Annotated in this window: 25 protein-coding genes; all 25 read left to right on the top strand. The window is 66.0% G+C overall.

Features of this window, described 5'->3' with window-relative positions:
• Positions 1 to 55: 55 nt before the first annotated feature.
• The 25 genes from tuf to map all read left to right on the top strand — a co-directional run bounded on the left by tuf (position 56) and on the right by map (position 14,691).
• The gene (tuf, locus tag FCH28_RS19185; protein ID WP_136741292.1) at positions 56 to 1,249 is read left to right on the top strand and encodes an elongation factor Tu; all 1,194 of its coding nucleotides are present in this window, start codon (positions 56 to 58) and stop codon (positions 1,247 to 1,249) included.
• A 453-nt stretch (positions 1,250 to 1,702) separates the two neighbouring features.
• Positions 1,703 to 2,011, top strand: a complete 309-nt coding sequence (gene rpsJ / locus FCH28_RS19190; protein WP_003948644.1) for a 30S ribosomal protein S10 — start codon at positions 1,703 to 1,705, stop codon at positions 2,009 to 2,011.
• Between the two features lie 14 nt (positions 2,012 to 2,025).
• Entirely contained in the window at positions 2,026 to 2,670 is a 645-nt protein-coding gene (gene rplC, locus FCH28_RS19195; RefSeq protein WP_031003040.1) for a 50S ribosomal protein L3, read from the top strand.
• A gap of 8 nt (positions 2,671 to 2,678) precedes the next feature.
• Positions 2,679 to 3,329 carry a 50S ribosomal protein L4 gene (gene rplD, locus FCH28_RS19200; RefSeq protein WP_136741293.1) on the top strand — a complete coding sequence of 217 codons (651 nt, stop codon included), beginning with the start codon at positions 2,679 to 2,681 and terminating at the stop codon, positions 3,327 to 3,329.
• Positions 3,329 to 3,739 (top strand): 50S ribosomal protein L23, encoded by a 411-nt coding sequence (gene rplW, locus FCH28_RS19205; RefSeq protein ID WP_136741294.1) that lies wholly within the window; start codon positions 3,329 to 3,331, stop codon positions 3,737 to 3,739. Before rplD ends, rplW begins: the two co-directional genes overlap by 1 nt.
• Before the next feature lie 39 nt (positions 3,740 to 3,778).
• Complete coding sequence (gene rplB / locus FCH28_RS19210; protein WP_136741295.1) at positions 3,779 to 4,615, top strand: 50S ribosomal protein L2; 837 nt, start codon at positions 3,779 to 3,781, stop codon at positions 4,613 to 4,615.
• Positions 4,616 to 4,627: 12 nt separating this feature from the next.
• Positions 4,628 to 4,909 carry a 30S ribosomal protein S19 gene (rpsS, locus tag FCH28_RS19215; protein ID WP_014054167.1) on the top strand — a complete coding sequence of 94 codons (282 nt, stop codon included), beginning with the start codon at positions 4,628 to 4,630 and terminating at the stop codon, positions 4,907 to 4,909.
• 43 nt (positions 4,910 to 4,952) lie between these two features.
• On the top strand, positions 4,953 to 5,300 hold the full coding sequence (rplV, locus tag FCH28_RS19220) for a 50S ribosomal protein L22 (RefSeq protein WP_032926743.1): 348 nt from the start codon (positions 4,953 to 4,955) through the stop codon (positions 5,298 to 5,300).
• Positions 5,300 to 6,121 (top strand): 30S ribosomal protein S3, encoded by an 822-nt coding sequence (rpsC, locus tag FCH28_RS19225; protein ID WP_136741296.1) that lies wholly within the window; start codon positions 5,300 to 5,302, stop codon positions 6,119 to 6,121. Before rplV ends, rpsC begins: the two co-directional genes overlap by 1 nt.
• A gap of 5 nt (positions 6,122 to 6,126) precedes the next feature.
• Complete coding sequence (gene rplP, locus FCH28_RS19230) at positions 6,127 to 6,546, top strand: 50S ribosomal protein L16 (protein ID WP_006604880.1); 420 nt, start codon at positions 6,127 to 6,129, stop codon at positions 6,544 to 6,546.
• Positions 6,546 to 6,770 carry a 50S ribosomal protein L29 gene (gene rpmC / locus FCH28_RS19235; protein ID WP_030062893.1) on the top strand — a complete coding sequence of 75 codons (225 nt, stop codon included), beginning with the start codon at positions 6,546 to 6,548 and terminating at the stop codon, positions 6,768 to 6,770. The genes rplP and rpmC overlap by 1 nt, the downstream gene beginning before the upstream one ends.
• A complete protein-coding gene (gene rpsQ / locus FCH28_RS19240) occupies positions 6,770 to 7,051 on the top strand; it encodes a 30S ribosomal protein S17 (RefSeq protein WP_006604882.1) in 282 nt (93 codons plus the stop codon). Before rpmC ends, rpsQ begins: the two co-directional genes overlap by 1 nt.
• A 129-nt stretch (positions 7,052 to 7,180) precedes the next feature.
• Complete coding sequence (gene rplN, locus FCH28_RS19245) at positions 7,181 to 7,549, top strand: 50S ribosomal protein L14 (RefSeq protein WP_003998823.1); 369 nt, start codon at positions 7,181 to 7,183, stop codon at positions 7,547 to 7,549.
• Between the two features lie 3 nt (positions 7,550 to 7,552).
• Entirely contained in the window at positions 7,553 to 7,876 is a 324-nt protein-coding gene (gene rplX / locus FCH28_RS19250) for a 50S ribosomal protein L24 (RefSeq protein WP_006604883.1), read from the top strand.
• Positions 7,876 to 8,436: a 50S ribosomal protein L5 gene (gene rplE / locus FCH28_RS19255; protein WP_136741297.1), complete on the top strand. Its 561-nt coding sequence runs from the start codon at positions 7,876 to 7,878 to the stop codon at positions 8,434 to 8,436. Before rplX ends, rplE begins: the two co-directional genes overlap by 1 nt.
• Positions 8,437 to 8,441: 5 nt before the next feature.
• Positions 8,442 to 8,627 carry a type Z 30S ribosomal protein S14 gene (locus FCH28_RS19260; RefSeq protein WP_003956452.1) on the top strand — a complete coding sequence of 62 codons (186 nt, stop codon included), beginning with the start codon at positions 8,442 to 8,444 and terminating at the stop codon, positions 8,625 to 8,627.
• A gap of 238 nt (positions 8,628 to 8,865) precedes the next feature.
• Positions 8,866 to 9,264: a 30S ribosomal protein S8 gene (rpsH, locus tag FCH28_RS19270; RefSeq protein WP_030062890.1), complete on the top strand. Its 399-nt coding sequence runs from the start codon at positions 8,866 to 8,868 to the stop codon at positions 9,262 to 9,264.
• Positions 9,265 to 9,286: 22 nt separating this feature from the next.
• Positions 9,287 to 9,826, top strand: coding sequence for a 50S ribosomal protein L6 (rplF, locus tag FCH28_RS19275; protein ID WP_136741299.1), 540 nt, complete (start codon positions 9,287 to 9,289; stop codon positions 9,824 to 9,826).
• Positions 9,827 to 9,829: 3 nt separating this feature from the next.
• Entirely contained in the window at positions 9,830 to 10,213 is a 384-nt protein-coding gene (rplR, locus tag FCH28_RS19280) for a 50S ribosomal protein L18 (protein ID WP_136741300.1), read from the top strand.
• A gap of 46 nt (positions 10,214 to 10,259) precedes the next feature.
• A complete protein-coding gene (rpsE, locus tag FCH28_RS19285) occupies positions 10,260 to 10,862 on the top strand; it encodes a 30S ribosomal protein S5 (RefSeq protein WP_006604888.1) in 603 nt (200 codons plus the stop codon).
• On the top strand, positions 10,862 to 11,044 hold the full coding sequence (gene rpmD / locus FCH28_RS19290; protein ID WP_006604889.1) for a 50S ribosomal protein L30: 183 nt from the start codon (positions 10,862 to 10,864) through the stop codon (positions 11,042 to 11,044). The genes rpsE and rpmD overlap by 1 nt, the downstream gene beginning before the upstream one ends.
• A gap of 1 nt (position 11,045) precedes the next feature.
• The gene (rplO, locus tag FCH28_RS19295; RefSeq protein WP_053925092.1) at positions 11,046 to 11,501 is read left to right on the top strand and encodes a 50S ribosomal protein L15; all 456 of its coding nucleotides are present in this window, start codon (positions 11,046 to 11,048) and stop codon (positions 11,499 to 11,501) included.
• A 228-nt stretch (positions 11,502 to 11,729) separates the two neighbouring features.
• Positions 11,730 to 13,043, top strand: coding sequence for a preprotein translocase subunit SecY (secY, locus tag FCH28_RS19300; protein ID WP_136741301.1), 1,314 nt, complete (start codon positions 11,730 to 11,732; stop codon positions 13,041 to 13,043).
• Positions 13,043 to 13,696: an adenylate kinase gene (locus FCH28_RS19305; RefSeq protein ID WP_136741302.1), complete on the top strand. Its 654-nt coding sequence runs from the start codon at positions 13,043 to 13,045 to the stop codon at positions 13,694 to 13,696. The genes secY and FCH28_RS19305 overlap by 1 nt, the downstream gene beginning before the upstream one ends.
• A 158-nt stretch (positions 13,697 to 13,854) precedes the next feature.
• Positions 13,855 to 14,691: a type I methionyl aminopeptidase gene (gene map / locus FCH28_RS19310; RefSeq protein ID WP_136741303.1), complete on the top strand. Its 837-nt coding sequence runs from the start codon at positions 13,855 to 13,857 to the stop codon at positions 14,689 to 14,691.
• The last annotated feature ends 96 nt before the right edge of the window (positions 14,692 to 14,787 follow it).

Genomic DNA, 14,787 nt, shown 5'->3' on the forward strand with positions numbered 1-14,787 from the left:
GATCACCTGGCGCCGATGAGTAAGGCGTACAGAACCACTCCACAGGAGGACCCCAGTGGCGAAGGCGAAGTTCGAGCGGACTAAGCCGCACGTCAACATCGGCACCATCGGTCACATTGACCACGGTAAGACGACCCTCACGGCCGCCATTACCAAGGTGCTGCACGACGCGTACCCGGACCTGAACGAGGCCTCGGCCTTCGACCAGATCGACAAGGCTCCCGAGGAGCGCCAGCGCGGTATCACCATCTCCATCGCGCACGTCGAGTACCAGACCGAGTCGCGTCACTACGCCCACGTCGACTGCCCGGGTCACGCGGACTACATCAAGAACATGATCACCGGTGCCGCCCAGATGGACGGCGCGATCCTCGTGGTCGCCGCGACCGATGGTCCGATGCCGCAGACCAAGGAGCACGTGCTCCTGGCCCGCCAGGTCGGCGTTCCGTACATCGTCGTCGCCCTGAACAAGGCCGACATGGTGGACGACGAGGAGATCCTGGAGCTCGTCGAGCTCGAGGTCCGTGAGCTCCTCTCCGAGTACGAGTTCCCCGGCGACGACGTTCCGGTCGTCAAGGTCTCGGCGCTCAAGGCGCTCGAGGGCGACAAGGAGTGGGGCAACTCCGTCCTCGACCTGATGAAGGCCGTCGACGAGTCGATCCCGCAGCCCGAGCGCGACGTCGACAAGCCGTTCCTGATGCCGATCGAGGACGTCTTCACGATCACCGGCCGTGGCACCGTTGTCACCGGTCGTATCGAGCGTGGTGTCCTCAAGGTCAACGAGACCGTCGACATCATCGGCATCAAGACCGAGAAGACCACCACCACGGTCACCGGTATCGAGATGTTCCGGAAGCTCCTCGACGAGGGCCAGGCCGGTGAGAACGTCGGTCTGCTGCTTCGCGGTATCAAGCGCGAGGACGTCGAGCGCGGCCAGGTCATCATCAAGCCGGGCTCGGTCACCCCGCACACCGAGTTCGAGGCGCAGGCCTACATCCTCTCCAAGGACGAGGGTGGCCGCCACACGCCGTTCTTCAACAACTACCGTCCGCAGTTCTACTTCCGTACGACTGACGTGACCGGTGTTGTGACCCTCCCCGAGGGCACCGAGATGGTCATGCCGGGCGACAACACCGAGATGTCGGTCCAGCTGATCCAGCCGGTCGCCATGGAGGAGGGCCTGAAGTTCGCCATCCGTGAGGGTGGCCGGACCGTCGGCGCCGGCCAGGTCACCAAGATCAACAAGTAAGTTGATCCGGTTGACCCGGTAGCTCCAAGGAGCCGCGAGGAGCCCCGTCCACCATCAGGTGGGCGGGGCTCCTTGACAGTTGGGCCCCGATTGGCCTTAGGCATCCCGCGTGTGGCACACTGTCCAGGTTGCTCGGTTGAGTGCCGATGCTGCGCGCCTCCCGCCGGGAGGACCGGAAGCGAGTCCCAGGTATTCGTCGTCCCAGGTTGTGTATCGCGAGATGCAGGGGCGGAAGTACGGGAATCTTCCGGGAAGCGTCAGCGGGGTACCGGCCAGGCGCCCGGTGGGTGTTCTTCCCCCACAATCTCCTTCTCGAAGGATCTCCCCTGTGGAGATTTACGAGAAGGGGTGCGACACGCCCGACCGCGTGGGTCGGAGGTAGGACGGTGTTCCGCACGGAGCACAGCGCACCGGGTCCCAGAGCGTTACGAGACAAAGGACTACACAGTAGCCATGGCGGGACAGAAGATCCGCATCCGGCTCAAGGCCTACGACCACGAGGTCATCGACTCCTCGGCGAAGAAGATCGTCGAGACGGTGACCCGCACTGGTGCGTCGGTCGCGGGCCCGGTGCCGCTGCCCACTGAGAAGAACGTGTACTGCGTCATCAAGTCGCCGCACAAGTACAAGGACTCGCGCGAGCACTTCGAGATGCGCACGCACAAGCGCCTGATCGACATTCTCGACCCGACGCCCAAGACCGTTGACTCGCTGATGCGCCTGGACCTTCCGGCCGGCGTTGACATCGAGATCAAGCTCTGAGAGGCGCGGAAGAGATGGCAAAGCAGATCAAGGGCATCCTGGGCGAGAAGCTCGGCATGACCCAGGTCTGGGACGAGAACAACCGTGTCGTCCCGGTGACCGTGGTGAAGGCCGGCCCCTGCGTCGTTACCCAGGTGCGCACCAATGACCAGGACGGTTACGACTCCGTCCAGATCGCCTTCGGCGAGATCGACCCGCGCAAGGTGAACAAGCCCCTCAAGGGCCACTTCGCCAAGGCCGACGTCACCCCCCGCCGCCACCTCGTCGAGGTCCGTACCGCTGACGCCAGCGAGTACACCCTCGGCCAGGAGCTGACCGCCGAGACCTTCGAGTCCGGCGTCAAGGTGGACGTGACCGGCAAGAGCAAGGGCAAGGGCTTCGCCGGCGTCATGAAGCGTCACGGCTTCCATGGCGGCAAGGCCTCCCACGGTGCCCACCGCGTGCACCGTAAGCCTGGTTCCATCGGTGGCTGTGCCACCCCGGGCCGCGTGTTCAAGGGCATGCGGATGGCCGGCCGTATGGGCAATGAGCGGGTCACCACCCAGAACCTGACCGTCCACGCCGTTGACGCGGAGAAGGGCCTGCTGCTCATCAAGGGCGCAGTTCCTGGTCCGAACGGCGGCCTCGTCCTGGTCCGTACCGCGGCCAAGGGGGCCTGAGGTAACCGATGAGCACCATTGACATCCTTTCGCCGGCAGGCGACAAGGCCGGGACCGTCGAGCTCCCCGCGGAGATCTTCGACGCCAAGGTCAGCATCCCGCTGATCCACCAGGTCGTTGTCGCCCAGCTGGCCGCTGCCCGTCAGGGCACGCACAAGACCAAGACTCGCGGCGAGGTCCGCGGCGGTGGCAAGAAGCCGTACCGCCAGAAGGGCACCGGCCGCGCGCGCCAGGGTTCGACCCGTGCGCCGCAGTTCGCCGGCGGTGGCATCGTCCACGGCCCGCAGCCGCGTGACTACTCGCAGCGGACGCCCAAGAAGATGAAGGCCGCCGCCCTGCGCGGTGCCCTCACCGACCGGGCCCGCAACAGCCGCATCCACGTCGTCTCCGACGTGGTCGACGGCGCGATCTCCACGAAGGCCGCCAAGGCTCTCCTCGGCAAGGTCAGCGAGCGCAAGAACGTGCTCCTGGTCGCCGAGCGCAGCGACGAGGCCGCGTGGTTCTCCGCCCGCAACCTGCCCCAGGTTCACATCCTGGAGCCGGGCCAGCTGAACACGTACGACGTGCTCGTCTCCGACGACGTGGTCTTCACCAAGGCCGCCTTCGAGTCCTTCGTGTCTGGCCCCAAGGCCACTGAGACCGAAGGGAGCGAGGCCTGATGGCTGCGCGTCACCCCAGCATTGCCTCCAAGGCCGCCAAGGCCGCCAAGGCAGCGCGTATCGCCAAGGCTGCGAAGGCCCCCGTGGCCGTCGAGCCCACGCCGCTGAGCAAGTCGCTCTCGGACCCGCGTGACGTTCTCGTCAAGCCGGTCGTCTCCGAGAAGAGCTACGCGCTGCTGGACGAGAACAAGTACACGTTCATCGTCGACCCGCGCGCCAACAAGACCCAGATCAAGCAGGCCGTCCAGGCGGTCTTCTCGGTCAAGGTCACCGGGGTCAACACGATCAACCGGCAGGGCAAGCGCAAGCGCACCCGCACCGGTTTCGGCAAGCGCGCCAACACCAAGCGCGCCATCGTGACCCTCGCCGAGGGCGACCGTATCGACATCTTCGGCGGCCCGGTCTCCTAACGGAGTCCGAGTCGTCCGGAATCGGACGAGGACTGAGAAATGGGTATCCGCAAGTACAAGCCGACGACCCCGGGCCGTCGTGGCTCCAGCGTCGCCGACTTTGTCGAGATCACGCGGTCCACGCCGGAGAAGTCGCTGGTCCGCCCGCTGCACAGCAAGGGCGGCCGTAACAACGCCGGTCGTGTGACCACTCGCCACCAGGGTGGTGGCCACAAGCGCGCCTACCGCGTGATCGACTTCCGTCGGCACGACAAGGACGGCGTGCCGGCCAAGGTCGCGCACATCGAGTACGACCCCAACCGCACCGCGCGCATCGCGCTGCTGCACTACGCAGACGGCGAGAAGCGCTACATCATCGCGCCCCGTGGCCTGGTCCAGGGTGCCCGGATTGAGAACGGCCCTGGCGCCGACATCAAGCCGGGTAACAACCTGCCGCTGCGTCACATCCCCGTGGGTACGACGATCCACGCGATCGAGCTGCGTCCGGGCGGCGGTGCGAAGTTCGCCCGCTCGGCCGGTGCCTCCGTGCAGCTGCTGGCGAAGGAGGGCGCGATGGCCCACCTTCGTATGCCGTCCGGTGAGATCCGCCTGGTCGACGTGCGCTGCCGCGCCACCGTCGGCGAGGTCGGCAACGCCGAGCAGTCGAACATCAACTGGGGCAAGGCCGGCCGTATGCGCTGGAAGGGCGTCCGCCCGACCGTGCGTGGTGTCGTGATGAACCCGGTCGACCACCCGCACGGTGGTGGTGAGGGCAAGACCTCCGGTGGTCGCCACCCGGTCTCGCCCTGGGGCCAGAAGGAGGGTCGTACTCGCTCGCCGAAGAAGGCCAGCAACAAGTACATCGTCCGCCGCCGCAAGACGAACAAGAAGCGCTAGGAGCGGGTTTAGATGCCGCGCAGTCTCAAGAAGGGGCCCTTCGTCGACGACCACCTGAGCAAGAAGGTGGATGTCCAGAACGAAGCCGGCACCAAGAACGTCATCAAGACCTGGTCCCGCCGCTCCATGATCGTCCCGGCCATGCTCGGCCACACGATCGCGGTGCATGACGGCCGCAAGCACGTCCCGGTGTTCGTCACCGAGTCGATGGTCGGCCACAAGCTCGGCGAGTTTGCGCCGACCCGCACCTTCCGCGGCCACGAGAAGGACGACCGCAAGTCGCGGCGTCGTTGATCGGCGGAGTGCGAAGACTATGACTGACACCGAAGGGACAACCATGGAAGCCAGGGCCCAGGCGCGGTACATCCGCGTCACGCCCATGAAGGCCCGCCGCGTGGTGGACCTTATCCGTGGCATGGATGCCACGGAGGCTCAGGCGGTCCTGCGTTTCGCCCCGCAGGCCGCGAGCGTGCCGGTGGGCAAGGTGCTGGACAGCGCCATTGCCAACGCCGCGCACAACTACGACCACACCGACGCCGGCAGCCTCTTCATTTCCGAGGCGTACGTCGACGAGGGCCCGACCCTGAAGCGGTTCCGTCCGCGTGCCCAGGGCCGTGCCTACCGGATCCGCAAGCGGACCAGCCACATCACCGTGGTCGTCAGCAGCAAGGAAGGAACCCGGTAATGGGCCAGAAGGTAAACCCGCACGGGTTCCGGCTCGGCATCACCACCGACTTCAAGTCGCGCTGGTACGCCGACAAGCTGTACAAGGACTACGTCAAGGAAGACGTCGCCATTCGTCGCATGATGACGAAGGGCATGGAGCGCGCCGGTATCTCCAAGGTGGAGATCGAGCGCACCCGTGAGCGCGTCCGCGTTGACATCCACACCGCTCGTCCGGGCATCGTCATCGGCCGCCGCGGCGCCGAGGCGGACCGCATCCGCGGCGAGCTGGAGAAGCTGACCGGCAAGCAGGTCCAGCTGAACATCCTCGAGGTCAAGAACCCCGAGACCGATGCTCAGCTGGTGGCCCAGGCCGTCGCCGAGCAGCTGTCGTCCCGCGTCTCCTTCCGTCGCGCCATGCGTAAGAGCATGCAGTCGACGATGAAGGCCGGCGCCAAGGGCATCAAGATCCAGTGTGGTGGCCGTCTCGGCGGCGCCGAGATGTCCCGCTCGGAGTTCTACCGCGAGGGCCGCGTGCCCCTGCACACGCTCCGCGCGAACGTCGACTACGGCTTCTTCGAGGCCAAGACCACCTTCGGCCGTATCGGCGTGAAGGTCTGGATCTACAAGGGCGACGTCAAGAACATCGCCGAGGTGCGCGCCGAGAACGCCGCCGCCCGTGCGGGTAACCGCCCGGCTCGCGGTGGCGGCAACGACCGCCCGCGTCGCGGTGGCGAGCGTGGCGGCCGCGGCCGCAAGCCGCAGCAGAGCGCCGCTGCCGAGGCCCCCAAGGCCGAGGCCGCTGCCGCTGCTCCGGCGGAGACCCCCGGAACGGAGGCCTGACCGACATGCTGATCCCTCGCAGGGTCAAGCACCGCAAGCAGCACCACCCGAAGCGCAGTGGTATGGCCAAGGGTGGCACCGAGCTGGCCTTCGGTGAGTACGGCATCCAGGCCGTGACGCCCGCCTACGTGACGAACCGGCAGATCGAGTCCGCTCGTATCGCCATGACCCGTCACATCAAGCGTGGCGGCAAGGTGTGGATCAACATCTACCCGGACCGTCCGCTGACGAAGAAGCCGGCCGAAACCCGCATGGGTTCCGGTAAGGGTTCTCCGGAGTGGTGGGTCGCGAACGTCAAGCCCGGTCGGGTGATGTTCGAGCTTTCCTTCCCGAACGAGAAGGTTGCTAAGGAGGCGCTGACCCGCGCCGCCCACAAGCTTCCGATGAAGTGCCGCATCGTTCGGCGCGAGGCAGGTGAATCGTGATGTCGGCCGTTACCAAGGCGTCCGAGCTGCGCGAGCTGAACGACGAGGACCTCGTCGCCAAGCTCCGTGAGGCCAAGGAAGAACTGTTCAACCTCCGCTTCCAGGCGGCGACCGGACAGCTCGAGAACCACGGCCGGCTGAAGGCCGTCCGCAAGGACATCGCCCGGATCTACACCCTGATGCGTGAGCGCGAGCTGGGCATCGAGACGGTGGAGAGCGCCTGATGAGCGAGAAGAATGTGACTGAGACGAACGAGCGCGGATTCCGCAAGACCCGTGAGGGTCTCGTCGTCAGCGACAAGATGGACAAGACCGTCGTCGTCGCTGTCGAGGACCGCGTCAAGCACGCGCTGTACGGCAAGGTCATCCGCCGTACCAACAAGCTCAAGGCGCACGACGAGCAGAACGCTGCCGGCGTCGGCGACCGCGTCCTCCTGATGGAGACCCGGCCGCTGTCCGCCACCAAGCGCTGGCGCATCGTCGAGATCCTCGAGAAGGCCAAGTAATTTCCGTCAGGAAATTCCAAAAGGCAAGCATCCCTCCTAGGGGGACCCCCTAGGAACAGTTCCGCCAGGCTCGGCAGGGGCTTCTTGCGAAGCCCCTGCCGGGAACCGGCAGACGATCAGGAGTAAGACGTGATCCAGCAGGAGTCGCGACTGCGCGTCGCCGACAACACTGGTGCGAAGGAAATCCTTTGCATCCGTGTTCTCGGTGGCTCCGGTCGCCGCTACGCGGGCATCGGTGACGTCATTGTCGCCACCGTCAAGGACGCGATCCCCGGTGGCAACGTGAAGAAGGGTGACGTCGTCAAGGCCGTCATCGTTCGCACCGTCAAGGAGCGCCGCCGTCCGGACGGCTCGTACATCCGCTTCGACGAGAACGCGGCCGTCATCCTCAAGAACGATGGCGACCCCCGCGGCACCCGCATCTTCGGCCCCGTGGGCCGGGAGCTGCGCGAGAAGAAGTTCATGAAGATCATCTCGCTCGCGCCGGAGGTGCTGTAACCGATGAAGATCAAGAAGGGCGACCTGGTCCAGGTCATCACCGGTAAGGACAAGGGCAAGCAGGGCAAGGTCATTCAGGCCTTCCCCCGCGAGGACCGGGTCCTGGTCGAGGGTGTCAACCGGGTCAAGAAGCACACCAAGGCCGGTCAGACCGCTCGCGGTTCGAAGACCGGCGGCATTGTGACGACCGAGGCCCCCGTCCACGTGAGCAACGTTCAGCTCGTCGTGGAGAAGGACGGCAACAAGGTCGTGACGCGCGTCGGATACCGCTTCGACGACGAGGGCAACAAGATCCGCGTTGCCAAGCGGACCGGTGAGGACATCTGATGACTGCCACCACCAACGCGCCGCGTCTCAAGCTGCGCTACCGCGAAGAGATCGCCGGGAAGCTGAAGGACGAGTTCTCGTACGAGAACGTCATGCAGATCCCCGGTCTGACCAAGATCGTGGTCAACATGGGTGTGGGCGACGCCGCCCGCGACTCCAAGCTGATCGACGGTGCCATCAAGGACCTCACCACGATCACCGGTCAGAAGCCGGCCGTCACCAAGGCCCGTAAGTCCATCGCGCAGTTCAAGCTGCGCGAGGGCCAGCCGATCGGTGCCCACGTCACCCTCCGCGGTGACCGCATGTGGGAGTTCCTGGACCGCCTGCTGTCGCTCGCGCTGCCGCGCATCCGCGACTTCCGTGGTCTGTCGCCGAAGCAGTTCGACGGCCGGGGCAACTACACCTTCGGTCTCACGGAGCAGGTCATGTTCCACGAGATCGACCAGGACAAGATCGACCGCGTCCGGGGTATGGACATCACCGTGGTCACCACGGCGACCAACGACGACGAGGGCCGTGCCCTTCTGCGTCACCTCGGCTTCCCGTTCAAGGAGGCGTAAGCGAGATGGCGAAGAAGGCTCTGATTGCCAAGGCTGCTCGTAAGCCCAAGTTCGGTGTGCGTGCGTACACCCGCTGCCAGCGCTGCGGCCGTCCGCACTCCGTCTACCGCAAGTTCGGCCTGTGCCGCGTGTGCCTTCGTGAGATGGCTCACCGTGGCGAGCTGCCGGGCGTGACCAAGAGCTCCTGGTAATCCCCTAGTTGGGATTACCCGAAGCTCTCGGTAAGCATCTGGTCCGGCGGGAGCCCCGACCGTTCTTCCCGTAGGGTGGAAGGGTTGGGCGCCCGCCGCGCCCAGGACTGACCGCGGGCCCAGCCCGCATAGTCGCTTACTACGCCGTAGGTCCCCGCGCCGCACCCGTCCCGACGTCGATCGGGGAGAGGGATGGCGCACATAGGAAACCCCGGCGAGAGAGGCCGAAGGCCAATTCATGACCATGACTGATCCCATCGCAGACATGCTGACCCGTCTGCGTAACGCGAACTCGGCGTACCACGACACCGTCGTGATGCCGCACAGCAAGATCAAGTCGCACATCGCGGAGATCCTCCAGCAGGAGGGTTACATCACCGGCTGGAACGTCGAGGACGCCGAGGTCGGCAAGAACCTCACCCTCGAGCTGAAGTTCGGCCCGAACCGCGAGCGCTCGATCGCCGGCATCAAGCGGATTTCGAAGCCGGGCCTGCGGGTCTACGCAAAGTCCACCAACCTGCCGAAGGTCCTCGGCGGCCTGGGCGTGGCGATCATCTCCACGTCCCACGGTCTCCTGACCGGCCAGCAGGCCAGCAAGAAGGGCGTGGGTGGGGAAGTCCTCGCCTACGTCTGGTAACCAGGGAACGGAGGAATAGCTAATGTCGCGTATTGGCAAGCTGCCCATCCAGGTTCCCGCTGGTGTGGACGTCACCATCGAGGGCCGCACGGTTTCGGTGAAGGGTCCCAAGGGCTCCCTTTCGCACACCGTCGCCGCGCCCATCGAGGTCGCCAAGGGTGAGGACGGCGTCATCGCCGTCACCCGCCCGAACGACGAGCGTCAGAACAAGGCCCTGCACGGCCTGTCCCGCACGCTGGTGGCGAACATGATCACCGGCGTGACCCAGGGCTACAGCAAGGCGCTCGAGATCAGCGGTGTCGGCTACCGGGTCCAGGCGAAGGGCTCCAACCTGGAGTTCGCGCTGGGCTACAGCCACCCCATCGTCGTCGAGGCTCCCGAGGGCATCTCCTTCAAGGTCGAGTCCCCGACCAAGCTCAGCGTCGAGGGCATCGACAAGCAGAAGGTCGGCGAGGTTGCGGCGAACATCCGCAAGCTGCGCAAGCCTGACCCGTACAAGGCCAAGGGCGTCAAGTACGCCGGCGAGGTCATCCGCCGCAAGGTCGGAAAGGCTGGTAAGTAAGCCATGGCATACGGTGTGAAGATCGCGAAGGGTAACGCCCGCAAGGGTGCCGCCCTCAAGCGGCGCCACATCCGGATCCGTAAGCGGATCTCGGGCACCCCGGAGCGCCCGCGTCTGGTCGTGACGCGTTCCAACCGCGGTATCACCGCTCAGGTCATCGACGACATCGCGGGCCACACGCTCGCGTCGGCGTCGCACCTGGACGCGTCGATCCGTGGTGGCGAGGGCAGCAAGGGCGACCAGGCCAAGCAGGTCGGTGCCCTGGTCGCTGAGCGCGCCAAGGCCGCCGGCGTCGAGGCCGTCGTGTTCGACCGCGGTGGCAACCAGTACGCCGGGCGCATTGCCGCTCTGGCGGACGCCGCCCGCGAAGCCGGGCTGAAGTTCTAAGCCCCGGTTCCGGAGCTAGCGGACGTAACAGAGAGAGGTAAATCCAATGGCTGGACCCCAGCGCCGCGGAAGCGGTGCCGGTGGCGGCGAGCGGCGGGACCGGAAGGGTCGCGACGGTGGCGCTGCCGCCGAGAAGACCGCGTACGTTGAGCGCGTTGTCGCGATCAACCGCGTCGCCAAGGTTGTCAAGGGTGGTCGCCGTTTCAGCTTCACCGCGCTGGTCGTGGTGGGCGACGGTGACGGCACCGTAGGTGTCGGTTACGGCAAGGCCAAGGAAGTTCCGGCTGCCATCGCCAAGGGCGTGGAAGAGGCCAAGAAGAACTTCTTCAAGGTCCCCCGTATCCAGGGCACCATCCCGCACCCCATCCAGGGCGAGAAGGCTGCGGGCGTCGTCCTGCTCAAGCCGGCTTCCCCCGGTACCGGTGTGATCGCCGGTGGTCCCGTGCGCGCCGTCCTGGAGTGCGCGGGCATCCACGACGTGCTGAGCAAGTCGCTCGGTTCGTCGAACCCGATCAACATCGTGCACGCCACGGTGACCGCGCTTCAGGGCCTGCAGCGCCCCGAGGAGATCGCGGCCCGTCGTGGCCTGCCGCTGGAGGACGTTGCTCCCGCCGCTCTGCTGCGGGCGCGTGCCGGGGTGACCGCGTAATGGCGCACCTCAAGATCACGCAGACGAAGTCCTACATCGGTAGCAAGCAGAACCACCGCGACACCCTTCGTTCGCTGGGCCTCAAGCGGCTCAACGACGTGGTTGTCAAGGAGGACCGTCCCGAGTTCCGCGGCATGGTGCACACCGTCCGCCACCTCGTGACGGTTGAGGAGGTCGACTGACATGGCGGAGCAGAACCCGCTGAAGGTCCACAACCTCCGTCCTGCCCCGGGCGCCAAGACCGCCAAGACCCGTGTCGGTCGTGGTGAGGCGTCCAAGGGTAAGACCGCTGGTCGTGGTACCAAGGGCACGAAGGCCCGTTACCAGGTTCCGGAGCGCTTCGAGGGTGGGCAGATGCCCCTCCACATGCGTCTCCCGAAGCTGAAGGGCTTCAAGAACCCTGCCCACAAGCAGTTCCAGGTCGTGAACCTGGACAAGCTGGCCGCGCTCTACCCGCAGGGTGGCGAGGTCACGGTGGCCGACCTGGTCGCCAAGGGTGCGGTGCGCAAGAACGAGCTCGTCAAGGTCCTGGGCCAGGGCGAGATTTCCGTGGCGCTGACGGTGACGGTTGACTCCGTCTCCGGCTCCGCCAAGGAGAAGATTGCCGCTGCCGGTGGCAGCGTCACCGAGCTCATCTGAGTTCGTTGGTTCAACTGACCGGGGATGCCCATTGATTGGGGCATCCCCGGTTGGTCGTTCCACGGGGGTATGGTCGCCGGTAAGGTGGCCTGCACTGTTGTTTTTTTCCGGGCTTGCCCCGGAGTCGCGCCGCGCGGGCCGTGTCCGTGCGGTGTTTGGCCGCTAAGTATTCGTCGATCCTCAAGACCGTCACCTCTCGCACCTGAGGCGGGAGGCGCAGGAGGCACCGTGCTCACCGCGTTCGCCCGAGCGTTCAAGACGCCCGACCTGCGCAAGAAGCTGCTGTTCACATTGGGCATCATCGTGCTCTACCGGATCGGAGCGCACGTCCCGGTCCCAGGGGTGAACTACGCGAACGTCGAGACCTGCATGAAGCAGGCCGGCGGCAACAGCGGGTTGTTCGCCCTGGTGAACATGTTCAGCGGTGGTGCGCTGCTGCAGATCACGATCTTCGCGCTGGGGATCATGCCGTACATCACGGCGAGCATCATCCTCCAGCTGCTGACGGTCGTCATTCCGCGGCTGGAGGCCCTCAAGAAAGAGGGGCAGTCCGGTCAGGCGAAGATCACCCAGTACACCCGCTATCTGACCGTGGCGCTCGCCATCCTGCAGGGCACCGGCCTGGTGGCCACCGCCCGCAGCGGTGCGCTCTTCCAGAACTGCCCGGTCGCCAGCGAGATCGTGCCCAGCGACTCCATCTTCACCACCATCACGATGGTCATCACGATGACCGCCGGTACGGCCCTGATCATGTGGCTCGGCGAGATGGTGACCGACCGCGGTATCGGCAACGGCATGTCGATCCTGATGTTCATCTCGATCGCCGCCGGATTCCCGGGCGCGCTGTGGCAGATCAAGCTCACCGGCAAGCTGGCCGACGGCTGGATCGAGTTCTTCGCGGTCATCGCGGTGGGTCTGGCGATGGTCGCCCTGGTGGTCTTCGTCGAGCAGGCCCAGCGGCGCATTCCGGTGCAGTACGCCAAGCGGATGATCGGCCGCCGGTCGTACGGCGGTACGTCCACTTACATCCCGCTCAAGGTGAATCAGGCGGGTGTGATTCCCGTCATCTTCGCGTCATCGCTGCTCTACATTCCAGCCCTCATTGCACAGTTCAGCGGGTCGAAGGCGGCATGGGCGACCTGGATCGCCACCAACTTCACCAAGGGAAATCACCCGGTTTACATCGTTACGTACTTCCTGCTGATCGTCTTCTTCGCCTTTTTCTACGTCGCCATCTCCTTCAACCCCGAAGAAGTTGCCGACAACATGAAGAAGTATGGTGGCTTCATCCCGGGCATCCGGGCTGGTCGCCCGACGGCCGAGTACCTCAGCTACGTGCTCAACCGGATCACGTGGCCGGGCTCGCTGTATCTGGGGCTGATCGCGCTCGTACCAACAGTGGCGTTGGTGCTTTTCAACGCGAACCAGAACTTCCCGTTCGGCGGGACGAGCATCCTGATCATCGTGGGTGTGGGTCTGGAGACCGTGAAGCAGATCGAGAGCCAGCTCCAGCAGCGCAACTACGAAGGGTTCCTCCGCTGATGCGAATCGTCCTCGTCGGACCTCCGGGGGCGGGCAAGGGTACGCAGGCTGCTTACCTTGCCCAGAACCTCGAGATCCCGCACATCTCCACGGGCGACCTCTTCCGCGCCAACATCAGCCAGGGCACGCCCCTGGGTGTCGAGGCGAAGTCCTACATGGACGCCGGGAACCTCGTACCGGACTCGGTGACCATCGGGATGGCCGAGGACCGCATGGCGCAGGACGACGCCGCCGGGGGCTTCCTGCTGGACGGCTTCCCGCGCAACCTCGGCCAGGCCAAGGCGCTGGACGAGTACCTCAAGGGCAAGGGCCTCAAGCTGGACGCCGTCCTGGACCTGGAGGTCCCCGAGGACGAGGTCGTCAAGCGGATCGCCGGCCGGCGGATCTGCCGCAACGACTCCAGCCATGTCTTCCACGTCGAGTACAACAAGCCGAAGGCCGAGGGCGTCTGCGACGTCTGCGGCGGCGAGCTGTACCAGCGTGACGACGACCGCGAGGCGACCGTCCGCAAGCGGCTGGAGGTCTACCACACGGAGACCGAGCCGATCATCGACTACTACAAGGCGCAGGGCCTGGTCGTCACGATCCCGGCGCTCGGCAAGGTCGCCGAGGTCACGCAGCGGGCGATGGCGGCGCTGGAGCGCGGCGAGTAGTACGTAGCGTGTGGAACGGCCGCGGAGCCCCCAAGGGCACCGCGGCCGTTTCGCGTACCGGTACCGTTGTTACCGCATCCATTAATTGAGTAACCACAGCGGCGACCGGCCACCTCCGCGAGAGCGGCGGCGGTTCAGCCGCAAAGGAAGGCACCGGCATGGTGGAGATCAAGACCCCCGAGCAGATCGCGAAGATGCGTGAGGCGGGGCTGGTGGTCGCCGCCATCCACGCGGCGACGCGGGAGGTCGCGGTGGCGGGTGCCTCGACCAAGGACCTGGACGACGCGGCGCGCAAGGTGCTCGCCGAGCACGGCGCGAAGTCGAACTTCCTCGGCTACGGCGGTTTCCCCGCGACGATCTGCACGTCGGTGAACGACGTCGTCGTGCACGGCATCCCGTCCGCCGACACCGTTCTGAAGGACGGCGACCTGATCTCCGTCGACTGCGGCGCGATCATCGACGGCTGGCACGGCGACGCGGCGTACACCGCCTTCGTCGGGTCCGGTCACTCCGCGGAGCTGGTCGAGCTCAATCGCGTCACCGAGGAGTCGCTCTGGGCGGGCATCGCGGCCGTCAGCAAGGGCAACCGGCTGGTGGACGTCTCCAAGGCGATCGAGGGCTTCATCCGGCGGCAGCCGCGGCCGTCCAGCGGCAAGTACGGCATCGTCGAGGAGTACGGCGGCCACGGCATCGGCTCGCAGATGCACATGGAGCCGCATGTCCTGAACTACGTGGAGCGCCGGCGCGGCCGCGGGCCCAAGCTGGTGCCCGGCTTCTGCATCGCCATCGAGCCGATGATCAACCTCGGCACGGAGAAGACCCACGTCCTGGACGACGACTGGACCGTCAAGACGAACGACGGCAGCTGGTCCTCGCACTGGGAGCACTCGGTGGCCCTGACCGAGGACGGCCCGCTGGTCCTGACCGCCCCGGACGGCGGCAAGGCGAGGCTGGCGGAGATGGGCATCACGGCGGCGCCGGACCCGCTGGGCTGAGCCCGGTCCGTCGGACGGCCCGCCGCGGAGCGGCTGATGTCACTGTGGCGCGGCGGCGCGAGGCCTGTGAGGCGCCCCGGCGCCGAGCCCCACGGC

This window comes from Streptomyces piniterrae (assembly GCF_005048155.1).
GTDB classification, from domain to species: Bacteria; Actinomycetota; Actinomycetes; order Streptomycetales; family Streptomycetaceae; genus Streptomyces; species Streptomyces piniterrae.